Source organism: Oleiphilus messinensis (genome assembly GCF_002162375.1).
GTDB lineage: Bacteria > Pseudomonadota > Gammaproteobacteria > Pseudomonadales > Oleiphilaceae > Oleiphilus > Oleiphilus messinensis.
The window spans coordinates 5,614,275-5,636,268 of record NZ_CP021425.1 but is presented as its reverse complement, the minus strand read 5'-3'; the positions used below and the strand labels follow the sequence as shown (position 1 = coordinate 5,636,268).

The 21,994-nt window shown below is 49.3% G+C and carries 14 protein-coding genes; 8 read left to right on the top strand and 6 right to left on the bottom strand.

Annotated features, from left to right (window positions below):
- Positions 1-72 precede the first annotated feature (72 nt).
- The 4 genes from OLMES_RS24395 to OLMES_RS24380 all read left to right on the top strand — a co-directional run bounded on the left by OLMES_RS24395 (position 73) and on the right by OLMES_RS24380 (position 6,535).
- Positions 73-3,252 (top strand): outer membrane lipoprotein-sorting protein, encoded by a 3,180-nt coding sequence (locus OLMES_RS24395; RefSeq protein WP_087463648.1) that lies wholly within the window; start codon positions 73-75, stop codon positions 3,250-3,252.
- A gap of 4 nt (positions 3,253-3,256) precedes the next feature.
- A complete protein-coding gene (locus OLMES_RS24390; protein ID WP_087463647.1) occupies positions 3,257-4,627 on the top strand; it encodes a DUF1302 family protein in 1,371 nt (456 codons plus the stop codon).
- Between the two features lie 103 nt (positions 4,628-4,730).
- The gene (locus OLMES_RS24385) at positions 4,731-5,579 is read left to right on the top strand and encodes an alpha/beta hydrolase (protein ID WP_087463646.1); all 849 of its coding nucleotides are present in this window, start codon (positions 4,731-4,733) and stop codon (positions 5,577-5,579) included.
- 152 nt (positions 5,580-5,731) lie between these two features.
- Entirely contained in the window at positions 5,732-6,535 is an 804-nt protein-coding gene (locus OLMES_RS24380) for an acyl-CoA thioesterase (protein ID WP_087463645.1), read from the top strand.
- A 349-nt stretch (positions 6,536-6,884) separates the two neighbouring features.
- Here the strand turns inward: OLMES_RS24380 and OLMES_RS24375 are convergent, their stop codons facing one another.
- The 3 genes from OLMES_RS24375 to OLMES_RS24365 all read right to left on the bottom strand — a co-directional run bounded on the left by OLMES_RS24375 (position 6,885) and on the right by OLMES_RS24365 (position 11,737).
- Positions 6,885-8,465: a BTB/POZ domain-containing protein gene (locus OLMES_RS24375; RefSeq protein ID WP_087463644.1), complete on the bottom strand. Its 1,581-nt coding sequence runs from the start codon at positions 8,463-8,465 to the stop codon at positions 6,885-6,887.
- Positions 8,466-8,760: 295 nt separating this feature from the next.
- Positions 8,761-11,175, bottom strand: coding sequence for a 5'-nucleotidase C-terminal domain-containing protein (locus OLMES_RS24370; protein WP_087463643.1), 2,415 nt, complete (start codon positions 11,173-11,175; stop codon positions 8,761-8,763).
- 283 nt (positions 11,176-11,458) lie between these two features.
- Positions 11,459-11,737 (bottom strand): DUF2970 domain-containing protein, encoded by a 279-nt coding sequence (locus tag OLMES_RS24365; protein WP_087463642.1) that lies wholly within the window; start codon positions 11,735-11,737, stop codon positions 11,459-11,461.
- 162 nt (positions 11,738-11,899) lie between these two features.
- On the opposite strand from OLMES_RS24365, the gene OLMES_RS24360 reads away from it, so the two are divergent.
- The 4 genes from OLMES_RS24360 (at position 11,900) to OLMES_RS24345 (ending at position 18,715) form a co-directional block, all read left to right on the top strand.
- Entirely contained in the window at positions 11,900-15,049 is a 3,150-nt protein-coding gene (locus tag OLMES_RS24360) for an EAL domain-containing protein (RefSeq protein WP_087463641.1), read from the top strand.
- 146 nt (positions 15,050-15,195) lie between these two features.
- On the top strand, positions 15,196-15,738 hold the full coding sequence (locus tag OLMES_RS24355) for a DUF2058 domain-containing protein (protein ID WP_087463640.1): 543 nt from the start codon (positions 15,196-15,198) through the stop codon (positions 15,736-15,738).
- Between the two features lie 39 nt (positions 15,739-15,777).
- Positions 15,778-16,101, top strand: coding sequence for a DUF4156 domain-containing protein (locus tag OLMES_RS24350; RefSeq protein WP_087463639.1), 324 nt, complete (start codon positions 15,778-15,780; stop codon positions 16,099-16,101).
- 61 nt (positions 16,102-16,162) lie between these two features.
- Positions 16,163-18,715: a DNA polymerase II gene (locus tag OLMES_RS24345; protein WP_198343114.1), complete on the top strand. Its 2,553-nt coding sequence runs from the start codon at positions 16,163-16,165 to the stop codon at positions 18,713-18,715.
- On the opposite strand, the gene OLMES_RS24340 is transcribed toward OLMES_RS24345, so the two are convergent.
- The 3 genes from OLMES_RS24340 to OLMES_RS24330 form a co-directional block, all read right to left on the bottom strand.
- On the bottom strand, positions 18,716-20,407 hold the full coding sequence (locus OLMES_RS24340; protein WP_087463637.1) for a GGDEF domain-containing response regulator: 1,692 nt from the start codon (positions 20,405-20,407) through the stop codon (positions 18,716-18,718).
- A 232-nt stretch (positions 20,408-20,639) separates the two neighbouring features.
- Positions 20,640-21,095, bottom strand: coding sequence for a CopD family protein (locus OLMES_RS24335; RefSeq protein ID WP_087463636.1), 456 nt, complete (start codon positions 21,093-21,095; stop codon positions 20,640-20,642).
- A gap of 36 nt (positions 21,096-21,131) precedes the next feature.
- Positions 21,132-21,761, bottom strand: a complete 630-nt coding sequence (locus tag OLMES_RS24330) for an outer membrane beta-barrel protein (RefSeq protein WP_087463635.1) — start codon at positions 21,759-21,761, stop codon at positions 21,132-21,134.
- Positions 21,762-21,994 lie beyond the last annotated feature (233 nt).

Genomic DNA, 21,994 nt, shown 5'->3' with positions numbered 1-21,994 from the left:
TTATGTGTGCGCTTTTCTTTGGTTCTAATACATGTATACGCATCAAAATTGCGAGATTGAGAGGTAATTAAAATGCCTGATTCTGAAACTGTACTGCCGGAGCAGATTTTCCGCTTTATTGTTCGCTACGCCAAGACATTAATTGTGATGAGTCTATTGCTTTTCGTCGGGGCTGTAAGTTTCTTGCCGGGGCTGGTGAAAGACACCCGGTCCGACGCCTTCCTGGCTGCAGATAATCCCGCACTGGTTTACCGTGATAAAGTTAAAGCGTTGTTTGGCCTGAGTGATCCAATGGTAGTTGCGGTTGTAACCGAGGATCCACAGGGTATTTATAATGCAGAAACACTCTCCCTTGTGAGCTGGTTGACGGAGAAAATCAGCGCCTTGCCCAACGTTGATGCTGATCGTGTTGTCAGCCTGGCCACAGAAAGCAATATTGTTGGCACGGAAGAAGGGATGGAGGTTAATCCATTTTTGGATCCCATCCCATCAACACCGGAGCAGTTGCAGGCATTGCGCAACGCGATACACGATTTTCCATTATATCTGGGAACTCTGGTTTCCGAGACCGACAATGCAACGCTCATTGTCGCTGAAATCATCGATGATACGGATGTAGAAGCCACCTATAGCCAGATTCTGGATTTGGTTGAACAGGCTCCGATCAAGTCTGGTGAGCAATTACATGTTGCCGGGGAAGGGGCAATCGCCGGGTACCTCGGCAGCTACATTGATCAGGATGCGCAGCGCCTTAATCCGCTGGCGGGTGTGATTATCACGCTGATTATTATTTTTGCATTCCGACGCCTGAGCCCAGGGCTGATTGGCAATGTCATTATCGCGGCGTCGGTGTTGATGACGTTGGGAATTATGGCCGCGAACGGTACGCCGTTTTTTGTGATTACCAATGCCATGCCGGTTATATTGATTGGTATCTCTGTCGCGGATGCGATTCATGTCTATAGCCATTATTTCGAGCTTCAGGCACGTTCCCCGGAAGCCAACCGAAAAGGGCTTGTCGTTGAAACCATGGTCGAAATGTGGCGCCCCGTGACGTTGACGACACTGACCACGGCTGCAGGCTTTCTGGGATTGTATTTTGCTTCAACCATGCCTCCGTTTATCTACTTTGGTTTGTTCACCGCGTTGGGTGTTTGCATCGCCTGGTTTTTCTCCATGGTATTTTTACCGGCGACACTGGCTTTGCTTCAGCCCTCCGCGAGCCGCTCTTTTATTCGCGCACATCAGGAAAACAAGCCGGATCTGTTTAGTCAGCTGATGCAGTTTCTGGGGCGAATCAGTGTCCGCTTTGCACCATTGACCATCACTCTTTTTGTCGTCTTGATGGCTTTTGGAGCCTACTCTGCCAGCCAGTTACAAGTTGATGAAAACCGTATCGGAACCTTCCATCCATCGGAAGCCATTGTTGCTGCAGATCAGGCGATCAATAACCATCTTGATGGCTCAAACAATTTGAATATTGTGATTGAAACGCCAACTGCAGAAGATCTTTTTGATCCGGAAAATCTGAGTCGTATCGAGGCTTTGCAACGCTTCGCTGAAACCCTTCCCCATGTTACCGGCAGCACATCCATTGTCGATTATCTCAAACAGATGAATCGAGCTTTAAATGAGGGGGCTTCGGATGCCTATACGCTGCCCGACTCGAAAGATCTCACGGCACAATATTTTTTACTCTATTCTGCTTCCGGCAATCCTACGGATTTTCAGGAAGAGATTGATTATGACTACCGGCTCGCTAATGTCAGGGTAACGCTAAATGATGGCCACTTTCAGGAAACGAAACCGGTTGTCGAGGCATTGCAACACTACATTTCCGAGGAATTCAATACTGATTCGATCTCTGCAAATTTAAGTGGTCGGGTGAATCTGAACTATCACTGGATCAAAGATCTGGGGGCAAGTCATGTCGCCGGGTTGGGGCTGGCGTTATTTCTGGTCTGGCTGGTTGCGAGTCTGTTATTCCGTTCACCTGTTGCCGGTCTGTACGCCATGTTGCCAGTGGTGAGCTCTATTCTGTTGGTTTACTCCGCGATGGTATACCTTGATATCGATCTTGGTATTGGTACCTCGATGTTTGCTTCGGTGGCTATCGGGCTCGGTGTTGATTTTGCCATTCACACGATTGACCGCTTGCGGGCCTTGTACCGACTGCACGAAGGTCACCTGGATGCCGCACTGGATGCTCTGTTTCCATCTACCGGGCGTGCACTGTTTTTTAACTTCCTGGCAATTGCCTGTGGCTTTGGTGTTTTGATCTCCAGTCAGGTCGTTCCTTTGAACAACTTCGGCACTATCGTTGCGTTGTCGGTTACCACCAGTTTCATCGCCAGTATGACGCTGTTACCTGCGCTGATTAAGGTTTTTCGGCCACAATTTATTCGTGTCGAGTTTGCGCCACAATCGAATCAGGCCCGTTGGGCAACCACAGCTTCTGTGCTCGTGGCCGTGATATTTCTTGGTGTGCTGACTTGGTCATCGCCAGGCCATGCAGATGAATTACCCAAAGGTGACTGGATCGTTGCTCAGATCAATCAGCAAGATGATGGTGAGTACGTGACCCAACGGCTCTCGATGACCTTGGTGGACAGCCGGGGTAAAACCAGAGAACGTGAGACATTGGGGTATCGTAAGTATTTTGGTGATGAGAAACGCACCATTTTGTATTACAGCGAGCCTGCCAATGTTAAAGGCACCGCATTTTTGACCTATGACTACCCGAACGCGGAGCTGGATGATGACCAGTGGCTTTACCTGCCGGCGCTGCGTAAGGTGCGACGTATTTCGGCATCGGACCGGGGTGATTACTTCCTCGGGACAGACTTCACTTACGAAGACATCAAAAAAGAGCGCAAGATTGAAGCGGGGGATTATTACTTCACAACGCTGCAACAGAAAGACCATTCCGGTCAACCGGCCTATCTGGTTGAAGCAAAACCTCGTTCTGAAGCCATTGCCGACGAGTTGGGGTATGGCCGATACCAGTTCTGGGTTGATAGCCGTAACTGGGTTGTTTTTGCAGGAGAATATTGGGATCCGAAAGGGAATCCGTTGAAAACCCTTGCCGCTGAAGATATTCGTTTAGTTGATGGTATTTGGACGCGTCACAAACTCACCATAAAAAATCTTAAGACTGGACACAGCACGGTATTCCAAGTCCGTGAGGTTGATTATCAAACTCCGGTTCTTGATCAGGTCTTTACCAAACGTGCAATGAAAAAAGGATTTTAAGGTGATGTTTTCAGCTATCCGGAATCTTGTTGTTCGGTCTGGTGTTTCAGGCTTTGCCTGCGGGATAGGTTTGCTTGGTTGTGTTTCGTCGGTGTCCGCAGTTGATCTTGGTGATGTCGATTTCAGTGCGACCTGGGAACAGGAGTGGGCCATCGATATGGATCAGGGAAAGAGCCAGAAATTTGAAGCCCAGATCGAGCCACAATGGCAGGGTAACTGGCTGAAGCAGCGCTGGACCCTTCGCCTGCGAGTGCGAGCCGATGGTGTAGGCAATCTGGGGCCTGCAACGCACATGCCCTTTGCCTATTCTGGCGCCACCGCACCTGCCTACCAGAATAAGCGATTTGAATTGGGTATTCGGGAGTGGTTTGTGGATGGAGCGCTATATAGTCATAAGTTCTTGCCGGATATGGAATGGCGGTTGGGTAAACAGCAAGTGGTGTGGGGGCAAGCGGATGGCCTGAAAGTATTGGATGTGGTGAACCCGCAGCGGTACCGTGAATTTATCCTGGATGAGTTTGAAGACGCGCGTATTCCGACCTGGATGACGAATGTGATCTTCCCGATTGGAGAGGATAGTACGCTTCAAGTGCTGTGGATTCCTGACACGACCTACCATGAATTGGCGGAGCCGGGGACGCCTTTCCAGGTTACGACGCCTGAAGAGGTTCCGGTACCTGCACCCGGTGAGCAAAGACAGATTCGTCTGTCTGAGCCAGATAAACCGGGACACCTCCTTGAAGACAGTGAATTGGGCTTACGTTTTTCCACCTTCACTGCAGGTTGGGATCTGACCCTGAATTATTTATATCACTATCAGGACGTGCCCGTCTGGTTTCAGCAAATTCAGCGTAATCAGATCCTGATCTCACCTGAGTATAAGCGCAATCATCTTATCGGTGGCTCAGCCAGCAATGCATTGGGCGATTTCACGTTAAGAGCCGAAGTGGGCTATCGCACAGATCGATATTTGACGGCGACCAGAAGCGCAACTGGCGGTATTAATAAACACCCTGAGCTGTCTTCTGTTCTTGGGCTGGATTGGCAGGGGGTGTCAGATACCCTGATCAGTGCCCAGTGGTTCCAGCGGTATTTGTTTAACTATCGGGACACCACTGTGCGAGATCAATTTGATCAGACCTTCAGTTTTCTCGTGCGCAGCGATTTCGTGAACCAAACCTGGAGAGCGGAGATCCTGGCCCTGCATTCTATCAATAACAATGATGGCCTGATTCGACCAAAGGTGAGTCACGAATTGCTCAGTGAGCTGAAAATTTGGGCGGGTGCAGATGTCTTCTACGGTTCCAGGCAGGGGTTGTATGGCCAGTTTTCCGAGCGTGATCGTATTTTAGTCGGCTTTGAATTGGGCTTTTGAAATTCACCAGAATCGGACGCTGACCTCGGGTTAGCCCTTGGATGCTTTTAAATGTGTTCTTGTTAAAGAACGATTGGTAAACAGAAAACAGAGGAAAGTCATTATGAACATGGCAATGCAAATGTTTCGAAGTAAAAACACCGTACTGGGGTTGTTAACCCCAACTTCGACAGCAATAAGAGCGAGAGACCTGTTTTTGACGCCGCGTAAACACCCATTGCGGGACTGGGAGGAGGTCAAAGAAGCGCAAGGGCGGCGAGAAATACTGGACAGTGGGATTAGCGTAATCCATTGGCGTCCCACGGATGAGCCATCGGAAAAAGTCGCTAAACCGGCACCCAAAATTCTGTTGGTTCACGGTTGGGAAAGCCGTGCAACGCAGTTGGCAGGATTTGTTGATCCACTTCTGCATAAGGGTTTTGAGGTTTACGCGATGGACGCTCCGGCCCATGGTCATTCTATAGGGAAGCAGGCCAATCCCGTGATGTTTGCCCGGGCAATTAAAGCTGTGGTGGAACATCTGGGCCCATTTAACGGGATAGTTGGCCATTCCATGGGGGGAAGTGCTCTGGGAATTGCGCTATCCGAAGGGCTGAACTGTAACAAAGCTGTTTTGATCTCCAGCCCGTCTTCGATAGTATCGGTATTACACCGGTTTGCGGGATTTATAGGTTTGCCCAAAGGCGCAACCCGACGCTTTATTCAATTGATCGAGGAGCAGGTAGGCGTTCCAGCCAGTGATCTGGATATCGCAGAGCGCGTGCGTACTTCAAGTACGAAAGCATTGATTATTCATGATACGGAGGACCGGGAAGTTCCGTTTCAGGATTCCAAGCTGATATACAAAAACTGGTCGGATGCCACCTTTGTATCCACAACCGGATTTGGTCATAGAGCAATCGTGCGGCAGCCTGAAGTCTGGGAGAATGTAGCGCGTTTTTTTGCTGAATAATTGGGTTGCGTTGAGGGGGTGAATTTTATGTATTCATTGTAAACATTTTCCGGTTTGTATATAGTTTCGTGCCGTTTGGGTAACGATTGCTCGGATTGCTGCTTGAATTCAGTCTGTCGAGCCTGCCGCGATAATGTTTTTTGGAGGTTTCCATGTTAATTGATGAGTATTTGGCGCAAGTCCGTCAGGGTGAATTGCAGTCGATTCGCCCCGGCTGGGGGCAGGGTCGAACGACCTTTGGTGGTCTGGTCGCGGCGCTGTTGTTGGAAAACCTTGCATCGGAAGTGGAGGCTTCGAATTTGTTGCGCTCGATTAGCGTCAACTTTTGTGGGCCATTACTGATCAATGAGCCCTTTCAGTTAGCGCGTCAGGTTTTATCAAAAGGTAAATCCATTAGCCAGCTGAACAGCCAGGCTATTCAAGCGGGTAACGTGGTCACCCAATTGACTGCTTGTTACGGTATTGAGCGTGCTTCGGATATCGAAGTCGAGGCGTCAAAAGTTGAACTGGGCAAGCCGGGGGAGGGGACGCTGATACCCTTTATTCCGGGTATTACGCCGGAATTCATCGAGCATGTGGAAATGCGGGTTAATCGTGGTGGATTGCCGTTTACCAAAAGTAAGTCAACTGAACTGGCTGGCTGGGTTCGGCTCAGGAATCTGACAGGCGCTGTTCGTGACCCCCATTTGTTGGCTATCGTCGACAGCTGGCCCCCCGTCGTTTTGCAATTGCTCGCGAAGCCCTGCCCGAGTGCCAGCGTAAGCTGGAGTATGGAGATTTGTCAGCCTTTGTCCCTGTTGCAGTCTGAAGTATTGGCGGATGACTGGCTCTATTATGATGCTGTGGTCGAACAAGCCCATCATGGATATGCCCACACTGTTGCCAGAATCTATCATAGCGATGGCACACTGATTGCGCTTAGCCGACAGCTTATCGCGGTGTATGACCGTCGCTAGCCCTTAACGGGTAATCTATACATAATCCTATGTGTCGGAGTACCATTGTTGACTCGATAACGGGCTGGTTGGCAGAGCGCGGTACGGTTAAAAAACGCTCGCAGAAATTGATGGGAACAATTGCTGCGAGCCTAAAACAGGCAAGACCTTTTCGGAGCACGTAGTGCTGCAAGCACGCCTCCATTGAAGGCGCCTCTTGCAGGGATAAACCCGTTCACAGGTGAGCCCGGTCATGGGAGAACTACAGTGCACTACGTGATTGGCTGAAGTATAAAGGGCTGACATGAGCTTACACTTGTAAGTTTTGATGATTTTCACGTCAGCGGATATGTTTTGTGCACAGAGTCACCTATTTCTCCGGATAAGCAGTCCAACCATCCAGCCAGGTTTTTCCGGACCCCGAGGGCAAGGCACCGGGGTATTGAGCAGACTCATCCCAGAAATCACCCTGAGGAATAGGTTTCACCTGCTTGAATGAGTCATGGCTCAGCGGTGGTGCGAACCTGGGTTCAAATTGATCTTTCGCGGCAAGCGTCAAAAAGCCTTGCAGGGTAATGGTATTGAGCTTCTCAGGCAGTTTCACGTATGCCTTTTCATCGAAGCCATAGTCATTATCCTTGGCTTCACTTTCAGGGAAAGCCAGTCCAGATGGCCCCGATTGAGAAACAATGTTGTGGCTGAAATCGAGTGCATTTTCACCCAGAACCGCGTCAATTTCATCGCGGAAATCAACCGCTTCCTTACTGAAACCACTAATCAGCATGTTGTGGAAATAACCGCCACTGCCATGGCGCACCAGTATGCCTCGGTGGGCCTTTCCGGATGTGCCGGATGATGCCAGGGTAACATTGTAGAACGTAGGATTGGAGCGTGGTTGCGCGTTGTGTTCTTTTTTATTGTTATCCCCTTCAAAGGCATTGTCTCCGGTGTCGGCATATTGTTGAACGACCAGAAACTGTACCCGGCCTTGCCAGCCCATATCCCAATCCAGACCATCGTCACCGGCACCGGTGATAACAATATTCTTGAGATCAACAGTGCCACCAAATACTTCGATGCCATCATCTAACGCACGGTGTACCTGTACATTGCGGATGATGGTGTTGGCACCGCACCCGCCCAGTGTCAGGCCATTGAGCTCATTGTTTGCGTAAACTTCATAACCGGCGAACTCAATGCGCACATATTCCATCACACCACAGCTGTGATCTGGATTATCGCCACCGAACAAACCGCTTTGATCGTTTTCGGCAACGCCTTCGATTGTGGGTTTACCTGAATTTACGGGTGCCTGGCCAAGGAGAACCAAGCCACCCCAATCACCGGGTTGGCGTTTACCCAAGGCTTGGGCACTGGTGAACACAATGGGAGCTTCGGCGGTACCTTTGGCGTGCAAGCTGGAATGCTGAGTTACGATCAAAGCAGATCCGTTTTTGCCTTGAATCGTTACACCGGGTTCGATAGTCAGTTTGGCACCATCACGGACATAAATCAGTTTATCGAGAATATACACCTCGCCACGGGTCCAGGTTTGGTCACTGCTAATGTCCTGGGAAATATGCACGGGTCTATGTTCGAACAGATTAATAAAACCTGTTGTGCCCAGTACCACGAGAAATATGGATGCCAGGCCGTAAAAAAGCTGTTTGTAGATACGGCTCTGCGGGATTGGTTGCGGTCCGCTGGCTGCTGAAGTTGTGCGTGCGCGACCGACTTTACCATCGTTTTTTTCAATCTCTCGAATAATCTCGAGCAACTCAGGGTCTGTGGAGAGTTTGGCTTGCTCGATGACGTGTTCTCGATACTCCGTGTTGTCGAGTAACATTTTGAACTGAACCAGCTTGATGTTTTCGATGTGGAGCTCTTCGATACGTTTTTTCAAACGCCAGAACAGCTCCACGTTGATTGGGTTCGGGGTTGATTTTTCCACTTTGACGGTACTCCGTTGGACGAAAAGTGAACACTAAAGTCCATAAAATTCAGTGTATTAGATACGGGGCGGCATTTTGCCTTTACGTGCAGATTTATATCGGGGAAATGTTATAGAGATATTACTAAGTGACGTATGTCACAATTCTTTACCAAACTCCAACAGTCTGGAAAAGCGGCGACCATTGCAGTCGCCGATTTCAGTTCTCAGCCGTTCCCTGGCTTACATTGTTTGAGCCTTGCGTTATGAGGGCACGGAGGCCCGTTTATTTTTCAGGGAGGTGAGTTGAAGGGCATTAAAAGCCTTCGCAGTCCGATTGCAATGAGTGATCACAACCATCGGTACCAATGTAACGTTGCGTTGAGTATTCGGCGATAGGTAATTTGGTGACAGATGCGCCTTCCGCATTCAGGCGTTGCACATAATCGACAAATCCTTGCGCGTATTCCGTAAAGGTGTCCACGAACAGGCCGGCCGAGAAAACCGTACCGAAGGTGTCATAACCATCCTGACCTGATGCAATAAAGTCATTGGTGACAACGGTGTAAGTGGCAGTCAAGTTGATAGCTTGCCAGTCACTCTCAACCCGGGGGTTCACTTCAACATTCGATATACGGTTGCCCTGAGTCTGGGAGGCGTCCACGTTGTAGCGCAAACCGGAAGCATAAGGATAAGATCCGCTTGAACCGCCATTATCCAGGGTATTAGCCAGGGCGTCCTCCAGAACATCCACGATTTGTTGGCCGGTCATGTCCAGAGTCACCAGCGTGTTGGAGAAAGGCAGCAAGGTGAATGCATCGGCGATGGTGTAGTCGCCTGCAGCTACGTCAACACGAACACCACCGCCATTCTGGATTGCGATATCCGCTGTTGGGGTGACCGTCATAAATGCCTTCGCAACGACGTTTGAAATATCACTGCCATTGGCATAAGTTGCTTGTGCGTCACACAGAGAAGAGCGTGCCTGGCCGGGAAAGCGTTCCAGACACAAGTTATCTGCTACAGAGCCGATCACGGTTTGCTTCAATACATCCACTTCGTTGTCGTAACCGGCAATCAAAGCACTGGTATCCGCATTTGGCGTGACCAGCATAATCTCGTCATGTGCGGTCAGAGCAGCAGACACCAGCTCCATGTCCTGCCCTTCGAGCATTCTGTTTTCACTGTCGGAATGTTCGTAGCTGTATTGGGCTTCGATTGGCATGTAAGGGTGGCCGCCACAGGATTGCACCCGACCTATACCGTCAAACGTTACGTCCAGCTTACCCATGATATGGGCATATTCCCACGCCTGGACGATACATACTGTTTCGCCATCTTTATTGGTGGTAACGGTTGGGTAGTCGCCCACGGGATTGAAGCCCAGCGCAGAAAACGTTTCGTCACCCAGTAAGGTGTGAGAATCACCACCTACGATAACGTCAACACCCGACAGACTTTCTGCCAATGCGATATCGTTCTGGTATTGGTAATGGGTAATCAGAACAATTTTGTCTACACCCATCGCAGTGAGTTCATCGATGTATTTTTGCGAGGTTTCCGCTTCATCGAGAAACGCTGTATCGGCATCCGGGCGGGAAGATTCTTTGGTTTTTTGTGCGATGTCGATACCAATCAGGCCAATTTGTTGACCGTTCACTTCTTTGATTACGTAAGGCTGGATGTAGCCTTCGCGGATTGCAGAGTTCGCCCCGGGAACGACGTTGGCGGCGAGTGTTGGCGTCTGGCAGTCGCCTTTATTCAATTCATCGAGGAATGCCGCCAGACCACTGTCACCGCCGTCAAATTCATGGTTGCCCAATGCGAATGCATCGAAGCAGATTTGATTCATCATCTCCGCATCTGCGGCGCCATTGAAGAGTGTGTAGTAAAGTGTACCGGTGATGGCATCACCAGCGTGGATCTTCAAGACGTTGTCGTTCGCATTGCTAAGCATATCAAACAGATTGACCATCATCGGGAAGCCGCCGTAGTTCAATGTAATTTCATTGACGACTTCACCTGCTTCCGTTGTGGTGCTCAATCCCAGGCCAGACACGTCGAGGTCGAAATCCTCAGCGGGCAAATGTGAATGGTGGTCATTCATATGCAGAACGGTGAGTGACATCCCGTCATTCACGGTTTTGTCAACCAGTGCGGTAATGTTGTCGCAGGCTGAGGTGACTGTCCCGGCTTGGGTCGTGATATCGCCCAGCAGGCCTTGTAAACGTTGCTCAGGTAATTCGATATCTGCTGATACTGCAGCGTTCAGATAGTGTTGTGCGGCAGCACGACGGTTGCTGACGGTTTGCAGATCCTCGTTTTGAGCTCCGGTCAGAATGGCCAGTGCAATATCTTGCAGCGTCATCGCGCCAGTGGCCAGTTCATTACGGTAAAACGCCAGACCATCAGATTCTGCATCACGACCAAATGCCTGTTGGTACAGGTTGTTAATCAGTGTTTCATCGTCCAGTGTGCCAAAGTTCCGGGTAAACTCTTCGGAATTACCGAAGTCCTGGATAATGGCAGCTAAGTCACCATTACTTGCTGCCAGACTCTCGCTCCAGAAGCTGAGCCCCGCGACGTCGGGCGTACGTCCATAGTACGCCATGTACGCGTTGATTACGGTATTTTGCTGGTTGTCAAATCCGTCACTATTACAGTCTGCCTGCGCAGTGGCAGCAATGGCCGATGCTAAAAGCAGGGGCAATGTTCGAAGAGTCTTGGTCATGTCCGTTTCCTGAAATTTTTTGAGTATTCAGTATTAAACGGGGGGACTATGACAATAGGATTAAAGCCCCGGGAGCCTTAGTCAAATGCGTTCACAGGCCAGTGCCATATTCTGCTTTTCCTCTTGGTATTATTTTGGAAGCGGCTTAATATCTCTTAAAATATGATCAAGTGGTCAAGATTAGGCCATTTTGTAAGCAGGGTAATGAGCGTTTGTGTGAGAAACTGTTCTCAAATATTTTGTGATCTGTGTCACGTATTTTGGTTGTGGTGCTCGCTTGCGCTCAGGAGGCTAATACCAGCTTCACAATCAACATTAACATGAGTATGAAACCTAAAATAAAAATGATTCCGGCAATGATGAATTTTGCAGCACTACCCTGTTGCCAGCTTTCTTCTGCACCTTTCCGGCTCTGTACACCAATCATGGCGTGAACCACGCTGACCATGGTTTGCCAGAAACTCATTGGTGCAGGTGGGGGCGGTTGCTTCGCATGCTCCCCGCTCGGGTCGGATTCCTGACTGGAACTGCTTTGAGGTGGGGGCTCGGGTTGAGATATCATAAATACTCCTGATTGTGCAGTGAGTGTGTGTTTAATGAAGTTAGTCTCCGGTCTGCAGATTGCAAAGGGATCGGCTAAAATGTTTAAGAAATCTAGACAAGTGGTTTCGACTCATCGCGTTATTTACCCTGATTGCGCGCAAGGTCAGGGGGCGAGGGGTTGATGTTCGTTATGGAGAATCGGGTGGTATTGGCACATAAATCTGGCGTATTGGGTGTGTTACGGCGTTTGGCCGGATTCGTTCTGTGCTGCCTGCTGCCGATGAGTTCATGGGCACAGTTAAGTTTGCAAGAAGGATCCAATACGGTGGTGACCGTACAGTTGGCCGGTTTGCATCAGTTTCGGTATTCCGCTTTTTATGCAGCTATCGCACAAGGTTATTATGAACGTGCCGGTTTGAGCGTGATTCTGAAAGAGGGCGGCCCCGGAGTTAACCCGATTAATGAAGTCAGCAATGGCTGGTCCGACTACGGTGTAGCTGAAGCGGATATTCTCAGTGCTTATCTCAATGGCGCGCCTCTGCTCGCCCTCGCAGTCCTGAATCAGCACGCTCAACAATCGGTATTTAGCCTCGATAAGGCCGCGATTCAGACACCCCATGATCTGCTTGGCAAGCAAGTCCGTTATGACTCCCGTGCATCAGGTCTATTACTGGAAGCGTTACTGGTCAGCGAGGGGGTTGTCAGTTCACAGGTAGATTATCGACTTTCCGAAACGATGATACAGGATCTGCTCCAGGGAAATGCTGATGCGATTGTGGCAGATCGCAGCGCATTGCCCGGGATGTTGCAGGACCTGAATATTGAGTACCAGGAAATTTCGTTGCAGGATTATGGACTGGACTTTTACGGTAACACCTTGTTTACCCACGCGCGCCGGGCTAAAGGGATGCCTGAGCAGGTTCAGCGCTTTCGCGAAGCGACGCTTAAAGGTTGGCGTTATGCTCTGGAGCATCCCCAGGATATGGTAGCGTTAATCCTGACTGACTATCGGGTTAACGCTGAACGGGATGATTTGGAGTATGAGGTAAGCGAGCTGCAAAAGGCAGTCGTGCCGGATATGACCACATTGGGTTATATGAATCCTGGGCGTTGGGAGGTCTTGGCAGAACTGGTTGCAGACGTGTTACGTATCCCTGAATCAGAGCGGCCTTCGATTGAGGGGTTTCTCTACGATCCGGAACAAAATGACCGGATTATCTGGCTGCAAAAACTTCTGGCCGGTGTAGTTATTGCGTCAGTTGTTTGCCTGGTGTTGCTCATTCTCTGGTTCGTCTATAAAGAAGCCCTGAAGCGCGCAGTGCAAGCTCAAACTGAAAAATTCCAGGATGATATCGCTGAAATGGGTAAGCATCTCAACCAGTTGCGTGAACAATATCGTGAGCAAAAATTACGCAATGGGCTGTTGGAGTATCGCATCTCTGAACGTGATAAAACCATGGTTGCGCTTCATCAGGAATTGTCGAATGAGGCGACGGAGCGAGAAAGGAAAGAGTGGTACCTCAAGCTTTATGACACCGCCATAGGGGTTTCCAGTTCCGGCATTCTCGTTGCGGACTGGCAGGGGCGGGTGGTCTATGCCAATCCCACATTTTGTGCCCAAACGCGCTACAGCCTTGATCAATTGCTGGATAAACCCGTATCGGTTTTAAATTCGACGTTGCCAATACCGGGTTTTGATGTGGGCAAGACACGTCCGAATATTGATAAATCCGCAAAGGTTGATGTCTGTTGTCTAAATGATGACCAGGAAGAGGTGTGGCTCCAGGTTCAGGTTGTACCGGTTCGAAATCTTAAAAAAGCGGATAGCGGGCAGCGCTCAGAAAGTGCAGAAATTGATGCTGACCCGGATAGTGTAGATAAAGGGGGGGCTGAATCAGACGTAAATAGCAATTTTCCTGCTCCAGATAGTTTCCCGGAGCAGGCGTCTGATATCCGTAATTATGTTATCGTCTGCGAGAATGTCACGGAGCGTCGAGTTAAACGTTTTGAACGGGATAAGCAGGCCATTACCGATGTTGCAACAGGGCTGGACAGTCGAGGCTTGTTTATACTCAAGCTTGAAAAGTTGTTGGCGTCTGGTGCTCGAACGGGTGGGCGGCATGCACTGTTGCTGATTGATATTGAACGATTGAGAGATATCAATTACCGCTACGGGTATAGTATTGGTGATCAGCTGATTCGCGCGATGGCCGGGCGCATTCAGGAACATTTCCCCAAAAGTGAGAGTACCGCGCGATTTGCCGGAGATGAATTCGCTGTATTGCTCGGTGGTATTCACAATATTCAGGATGTCAGGTCAGCGGCAACGGGGCTATTGGACGTGCTCAATGCGCCCTTGGCGGGATTCCCCGAAGGGATGCAGGCTTCTGTCAGTATTGGCATTCGACTCCTTGAGTACGGTGTCAGTCAAAGGGATGAACTGTTGAATCAGGCCGACAAGGCCTTGCAGATGGCGAAAACAGGCAATTCAGCCATTCAGGTTTACACCGGCTCGCGTTCGACGAATGGGGATGGACAGCAGGCTTTGTTGAACGAGCTGTCTACGGCGTTGGCTGAAGATCAATTGGAATTGCGCTTTCAACCCCGAGTTGATCTGACCACGATGTCCATGACGCTGGTCGAGGGTCTGGTTCGCTGGACCCATCCGAATAAAGGCATGTTGTTTCCGGAGGACTTTTTACCCCATCTAAGTCATTCACCTCTGGCATTGGAAGTTGATCGCTGGGTGCTCAATCAATCAGTAGATGCAATACGATTTTTACAACGGGAAGGGTTTGGTCGACTGCTTGTTGCCATCAATGTTGCCTGTTTGCCAGACTACGGAGACGCTTTTTTGGCTCAGGTTGAACAGATTTTTTCCCGGAATCCTGACCTTGGTGGAAAACTGGCATTGGAAATTCCTGAGCATCAACTGCGGGAGAATTTTAACCGTATCACCCCTGTTCTGCACAAACTAAGTAAATGTGGTGTATTGATCGTTATTGATAATTTTGGCAATGGCCAATCACTGGCCATGTCCGAATTAAAAGCCTTACCCATCCGTTCCCTGAATATTACGCGAGAACTTTTACAGCCCCGGCTTAGCCGGACTGAAAATGAACAACTGGTTAGCGCCATGCAAAGTGTGGCACAGAGGATGGGGCTGCAACTTTCCGCTGTGGGCGTAGAAGATGATCAGCAAGTGAGTTTTCTACAGCAGTTAGGCTGCGAATCAGCTCAGGGGTTCTTTTTTGGTCAGGCGATGACGTTATCCAAGCTTGTGCAGAAACTGCATGACGCCCAGTCTTTTGCGTCAACGGCACAGAGCTAAAAAAAGCTTAATGCGGGCTTGATCGCCTGATACACTAGCATCCTGAGATTTATTGTTACCTCGAATTGTTACCCATAGTTAGTTACTGCTATACAGGTTCGACGAAAGCCAGTCGTTAATCTGGAGGCAGGTGTAAAGGTGTGGAAATGGCTAAAACGCTACAGGAACAACTGCTGCAAGCTGGTCTCGTAGATCAAAAAAAAGCAAAACAAATCAAACAGCAGAAACGCAAGCAGAAAAAGCAGACCCCCAGAGGACATGAAGGTGTCGATGAGGTGAAGCTGGCGACACAGAAAGCCCGCGAAGAGAAAGCGGAAAAAGATAGAGAAAAGAATCGTCAATTGCAGGTGGAGGCCGAACTCCGCTCGCTTCAGGCACAGGTCAAACAGATTATCGAGATGAATCGCATCGCCCGTAATGATGGCGAAGTGGGTTATCAGTTTACGGATGGCACCAAAATTAAAAAGATTTATGTAACCGAAGCGCAACAGAACGCTTTGGCCAAGGGACAAATCGCCATCGCCCGCCTTGAAGAACTCTATGAACTGATTCCCAAAGGTGCTGCAGAGAAAATTTTACAGCGTAATGCGGATGCGATTGTATTGTTGAATCAGCAAGATAGTCAGGAAGAAGTGGATGAAGATGATCCTTATGCGGATTACCAAATTCCGGATGATCTAATGTGGTAAGATGAGTCCACTTGAGTTACTAACGAACAGGATGTGAAGATGAAATTGACACTGGGAATGCTGTTTGTAAGCTTGTTTGCTGTGCTGCCGGGATGTGCTTGGGTGGAAACCACACCGGAGGGTGAGCAGGTTCATCTGGGGCACGAAGCTGAAATTGGAGACTGCAAAAAAGTCGGTATGATTACCGCAAGCGGTGTGAATAAATATGGTTTTATCGAGCGGAATGAAGATAAAGTAAAAGAGGAACTGGCCATCCTGGCACGCAATGAAGCGGCAGAGATGGGGGCAAATGTCATCGTCCCGGAGGATGAAGTGGTCGAGGGGCGACAACGTTTCGTCGCGTATTTCTGTAGTAAGCTCTGATTCCTGTGAATCACGACTTAATACGCCTTTAACAAGGGTCAAGTCAGCAGTGCAAAACAGGGTGAGTAGTCGCGGTTTTCTGCTGACCCGGCAATGGCAAGACCAGGAGCATCCGGAACGTGCAGTAGAATTGACGTTCTGGTTGCTTACACCAAATGGCCCGGAATGTGTCCGTATCGGGGCACAGTTTCCGGTGTTTTTTGTCCCCCTTTCTCAACAACCTGCCGTTGAAGACATCCTTACCCGGCTTATGGGTACACCAGGGTTTCCCCATTCAAACTGGTGGATCAAACCACTGGAACTCGTTGATTTTCTGTTCCAACCCGTAGCAGGCGTTTATTTCCGCTCCCAGTACAGTCTGTACCGGGCTCGGGATGCCCTGAGCAAAGCAGGACAGGTTCCCCTGGAAGCGGATATCCAGCCGACAGATCGTTATTTGATGGAGCGGTTTATCTCAAGCTCTGTGAGCCTGTGCGGAAATCCTGTTCGCAACGGTGAAGTAACCCTCTGGGATAATCCCCAACTCAAACCAGAGCATTATGTTCCCAAATTTCGTGTTTTATCCCTCGATATTGAAACCTCGATGGACGCTACCGCGTTGTACTCTATCGCCTGGGTGGTGACGGATGTTTACCCTGAGCAGTCTGGTGCCAGACCTCGAGATATTGATAAAACCGTTGTGGTTCTTCACCCGGAAAACGTGGGGCAGTGCTCTGGGTCTCCAATCATGTGGGTTGATTCTGAATTGTCATTGCTGGAGCATTTTATCCGTGCGCTGAACGATCTTGACCCGGATATACTCATCGGCTGGAACGTTATCAATTTCGATTTGCGTGTGCTCCAGCGGAAAGCGGATACCCTGGGATACCCATTGCTGATGGGCCGTGGCGGGGCCAAAATCGATTGGCGGCAGTCAAGAGATGATGCAGAGCATTATACCCTGACGATTCCCGGCCGCCTGGTTCTTGACGGCATCGATACCTTGAAATCTGCGACCTACAATTTTGAGAGCTTTTCGCTGCAGTTTGTGGCTAACGCGGTGTTGCAGCGTGGCAAATTGATTGATCATGTGGATGATAGAGGGGAAGAAATTACCCGCTTGTTTCGCGAAGAGCCAGAAGCACTGGCGGCATATAACCTGGAAGATTGTCAACTGGTACAGGATATCTTCGCGCAATTACAATTAATCGCCTTTGCAGTAGAAAGGGCTCATCGCACGGGATTGGTGATGGATCGGTTTGGCGGTTCTGTCGCGGCATTTGATCACCATTATCTGCCACGCCTGCACCGCAAGGGATTTGTCGCGCCTGCTGTACCACAAAATCCAGAGGGAGTGGGTAGTCCAGGCGGATATGTCATGGACTCTCGCCCAGGTCTATACCGGAATGTGCTGGTACTCGATTTCAAAAGCCTGTATCCCAGCATTATTCGAACCTTTAAGATCGATCCGCTGGCACGTATTCAGGGCGCCAAGCGGGCACGGAATCAGGCAGAACGGCTGGGCTTGCCATTGCCTCCGGATCGGGTTCGAGATCCTGAAGAAACTGCAATTTGGGAGCGTGATACTGCTGTGCCGGGCTTTAATGGCGCTGTTTTTGATCAGGAAAGTGCCTTGCTACCGGACATCATCGGCGAGTTATGGCGGGCCCGTGATAAAGCAAAACAATCTGCCAACAGTGCCATGTCACAGGCCATTAAGATTTTGATGAATTCATTTTATGGCGTATTGGGAACACCGGGCTGCCGGTTTTTTGATTATCGCTTGCCAAGCTCCATTACGTTACGTGGCCATCAAGTGTTATCCCAGACCCGGGTATGGATTGAAACGCTGGGCCATGATGTGATTTACGGTGATACCGATTCGGTATTTGTCTGGTTGAAGCCAGGGGCATCCCCGGAGGTGGAAGCGGATAATCACGGTGAACTAAAGCCGGAACAGGTTTTTGCGGAAGGGGAACGTCTTGCCGGTTATTTGAATTCCGCCTGGGCCGAGTACCTGTCAGACCGCTATGGCGTGCGCAGTTATTTGGAAATTGAGTTTGAAACCTACTTCCAACAATTTGTGATGCCGACTATTCGTGGTTCGGACACGGGCAGCAAGAAGCGCTACGCTGGATTGCAGTACGAGCCTGATGGCCGGTCGGAAATGGTATTTAAAGGCCTGGAAACCGTACGTACGGATTGGACACCGTTAGCGCGACAATTTCAAAAGGAACTCTACCGACGGATATTTGCCGGAGAACCTTACGAGGGCTATATTCGCGACCTTGTTGTGGCTGTCAGGGCTGGGGAAAAAGATGCGGAGCTGTACTTCAGGAAACGAATCCGGCGTCCGCTTCAGGAATACCAGAAAAATATACCACCTCATGTCCAGGCCGCCCGAAAAGCAGATCAGATACGGGCAGAAAAAGGCTTGCCGTTGCGTTATCGCCGAGGCGGGTGGATTCAGTATGTGTTAACAATTTCGGGGCCAGAGCCTTTGGAATTCCAGAAATCAATACTGGACTATGATCTATACATTGAGCGACAGTTGATTCCCATTGCGGATGGCATCTTGCACTTTATGCAGAGTAGCTTTCAGCAGATTGCGGGTGATCAACTGGATCTATTTTGATTATTCAGGAAGTGGACCTGGCTTCGAGATTCCGAACCCTTGGGCAAAGTCGATATCAATTTCTTTCAGCGCATTCAGCGTCTCTTCATTTTCGACAAACTCAGCTACTGTTTTCAGTCCCGCTTCGTGCGCGATTCGGTTGCAGGCGTCTACAATGCCCCGGTCGATTTTGTTGCTCAGCAGGTTTTGCACAAAGCTGCCGTCAATCTTCAAATAGTCCACTGGGATCATTTTTAAATAGGAGAATGAGCTCAAGCCAACCCCAAAATCATCGAGAGCAAATTTGAAGCCTCGTTGCCGTATCTCGGTGATGAAACCTACAGCATTGCACAGGTTGTCAATCGCTGCAGTTTCAGTAATCTCGAAGCAAATGATTTCGGGATCAATTTCGAAGTGTCGTTGCATTGTCTTGATGTCTTCGAAAAACTCCCGATCGCTGAGCGTAGAACCGGAGAGGTTAATAAAATATTGACCGTAGGTTTGATGCAGCGCCCGTGAACGCAAATACTGGAACACGTTTTTGACTACCCAGCGGTCAATAACCGGCATCAAATTATAGCGCTCGGCAGCGGGTATGAATTCACCTGGTGCAACCTGTCGCTCGTGTTGCATGAGACGGAGCAGGAACTCGTAAAAAGGCGGTGTGTCCGGGTGTTGTAAACTGATCATCGCCTGTTGGTGCAGAACAAACTGGTTTTCTTCTGCTGCCTGTTTGATTGCCGGTGCCCAGTGCATCTCTTTACGGCGTTTTAGAAACTCTTCGTCCTGGGTGGAATAAAGGATGATGTTACCGCGACCTCGATCTTTCGCTGCGTGGCAAGCGACGTCGGCACAACTCAAGATCTCCTGATGATCGCCTGCATTTTGGTCAATTTGCACCATACCGATGCTGACGGATACTTCGAACTTGCGATTTTGCCAAAAAAAGCTTTCTTCTTTCATCTTTTGACGAATGCGTTCTGCGACGGAGAAGGCTTGTTCTGCTGTGCGGTTCTGCAACAATATCCCGAATTCGTCTCCACCGATACGTGCCAGAATTTCTTCCTGATTGAGTACGTCTTGAAGCAGTTTGGTGGTTTTGACCAGCAGCTCATCCCCTGCGATATGGCCACAGGTATCATTGACTACTTTGAATTGATCCAAATCCAGCAGCATCAGCATTGTCGAGACATGACTGTCTTTTGCCTGATTGAGAGCCTGAACGACGCTATTTTCAAATTCCTGGCGATTGATGAGGCTGGTGAGGTTATCGTGGTAGCGCAGAAAACTGTACTCCTGCTCAAGCTTTTGGCGCAGTTTTCGGGATTCGTGTTGCTCTGACTCTCGGGTGATAACGGGGATCAACCGGGCAAGATTGTCTTTCATGACAAAATCTTTCGCCCCAAGGTGCATCGACTCAACGGCGGTTTGCTCGGGAATTTGCCCTGAAACAATAATAATCGGCAAATCGGCATTATGACTTTTTACAATATGGATGACTTCTGCGGATGAAAAGCCCACCATTTTATGATCGGTCAGAACGATATCCCAGGGTTGGCGTTCAAGCTCATTTTGCAGGTCTTCAAGATATTCGATGTGGCTGAAATCGAACTGTAGTCCTTTCCGGCTGAGTTGGCGGGCCAGAATCATTACATCCTCTTCGGAATCATCCACAATAAGAAGACGGATAGGGCTAACTTCTTGTTTGCTCATAATGTGTAGGACTGCAGTAGTGCCTTTCGGCAAGGGTTTATAATATTGTTATGGTTTGTACTGTTGTTGTTATTTTTTGGACATAGTTGCCGGATGACGCATTTTGCATATGCTGGCCACATATTTCAGCTCCTATTGTTCAGATTAGTGCTTTTTTGAGAAGCTGTCACTGCTAGTAACTTGCACTGGGTCACGAAATCGATACCTCAGCTTGCCTGTTTCCCGTGCCTGTTCAATGCCATAGGCGCCCACCGCTGGCAATCAGTACCAGAGTGAGACCCAGCCCGAGATTAATGGCCACGATCATGCGAATTTTATTCAGCTGTTGTGCCGCACCAGCCCAATCCGAAACACCAACAAGGCGTTTCATGCGCCGAAAGGGCGCAAAATACAGGTGGCCAAATAATGCAAACATCAAATAGCCCAGCCCCATCATAATGTGCACATGCATTCCTATTGCTTTAAAGCCACCGTATAAGGCGATCAATGCATGGCCTGTGAGCAGCAGGGTTATGGCGCTGAGCCACACCCACAGGAAGAAACGATTAAATGTTGCGAGCCAAAGCGGGAGTCGCATTTCCGGTGGCAGTTGCTGTGCCGCAACCGGGCGCAGACACATATAGGCGAAAAACATGCCACCAACCCAGATTACTGCGGACAGAACATGCAAACTCAAAGCAAATGCCATCGGATCGCTCCTTCGTTTCTTTAAAGACCTGTTTCTTTAGATATCGAGATTAAATGTTATCCCGATTGCGGGACGGCTGATGTCATACGACGTGGTATCCAGAACTTCGGTATATTCGAGATTAATACCAATTTGTCCAATTTCAACCTCGGTGCCAATACCATAGGAGAAACCCAGCTCCCGGCTGCTATTCCTGACAGCGCGACATATTTCTTGGCCTAGGTTATTAATGCCGCAAACCACTCGATCTTCCGTAAGTTTGGCAATGCTGCCGCCCAGTAAGCCGTATACACTCAAAGGCCCAATTGATATTTGTGGCTTCGCGTACAGGGAAAAATAGCTTTTCATTTCGAAGCGTCGATCACCCAACCAGTCTTTGGAACCCCAGCCCAATCGGGATTCAACACCCATATAGTAAGACGGGATATCAACACCGTAGCGAAGATCCAGCGAGTTGACGCTGTAGTCACCAGCAAAGCTATCGTTGTCGACGCTTGCGTGACCGAATGAGACGCCCAAATAGTGCTGTAACTCGTCATTTGACAGTAAACCGCTTTCATAGTGCTCAGTTGTCGCGGCACTACAATTCATTGCGGCCAGAGAGATCACGCTGGCTGAAGTAATCAGTTTTAAAATGTGTTGTTTAGTGCAAGTTGTTTGGATCATATACCTCTGCCATTTCGTGTGTAAAAGAGGGCAGTTAACTCTATATCATGTTGCAAATCAAGGCATCAAAGCGCAAATCAGGGCATGACTGGAATTCTAAGCATAGAAGATGTCGTTAATATTACGACTAAGGTATAGATTTAGCCTATCGGCTAACAGCCAGCTTCCTGTTTATGCTCTAAACTGGAGTGTTAGTTCCCGGATTATTGTGATTGTCAGCGTGAAGCTGGCGA

Excerpts from the sequence above, each read along its gene's own strand:
- OLMES_RS24395 (WP_087463648.1), top strand. The coding sequence starts at position 73 with ATGCCTGATTCTGAAACTGTACTGCCGGAGCAGATTTTCCGCTTTATT.
- OLMES_RS24390 (WP_087463647.1), top strand. The coding sequence starts at position 3,257 with ATGTTTTCAGCTATCCGGAATCTTGTTGTTCGGTCTGGTGTTTCAGGC.
- OLMES_RS24385 (WP_087463646.1), top strand. The coding sequence starts at position 4,731 with ATGAACATGGCAATGCAAATGTTTCGAAGTAAAAACACCGTACTGGGG.
- OLMES_RS24380 (WP_087463645.1), top strand. The coding sequence starts at position 5,732 with ATGTTAATTGATGAGTATTTGGCGCAAGTCCGTCAGGGTGAATTGCAG.
- OLMES_RS24370 (WP_087463643.1), bottom strand. The coding sequence starts at position 11,175 with ATGACCAAGACTCTTCGAACATTGCCCCTGCTTTTAGCATCGGCCATT.
- OLMES_RS24365 (WP_087463642.1), bottom strand. The coding sequence starts at position 11,737 with ATGATATCTCAACCCGAGCCCCCACCTCAAAGCAGTTCCAGTCAGGAA.
- OLMES_RS24360 (WP_087463641.1), top strand. The coding sequence starts at position 11,900 with ATGTTCGTTATGGAGAATCGGGTGGTATTGGCACATAAATCTGGCGTA.
- OLMES_RS24355 (WP_087463640.1), top strand. The coding sequence starts at position 15,196 with ATGGCTAAAACGCTACAGGAACAACTGCTGCAAGCTGGTCTCGTAGAT.
- OLMES_RS24350 (WP_087463639.1), top strand. The coding sequence starts at position 15,778 with ATGAAATTGACACTGGGAATGCTGTTTGTAAGCTTGTTTGCTGTGCTG.
- OLMES_RS24340 (WP_087463637.1), bottom strand. The coding sequence starts at position 20,407 with ATGAGCAAACAAGAAGTTAGCCCTATCCGTCTTCTTATTGTGGATGAT.
- OLMES_RS24335 (WP_087463636.1), bottom strand. The coding sequence starts at position 21,095 with ATGGCATTTGCTTTGAGTTTGCATGTTCTGTCCGCAGTAATCTGGGTT.
- OLMES_RS24330 (WP_087463635.1), bottom strand. The coding sequence starts at position 21,761 with ATGATCCAAACAACTTGCACTAAACAACACATTTTAAAACTGATTACT.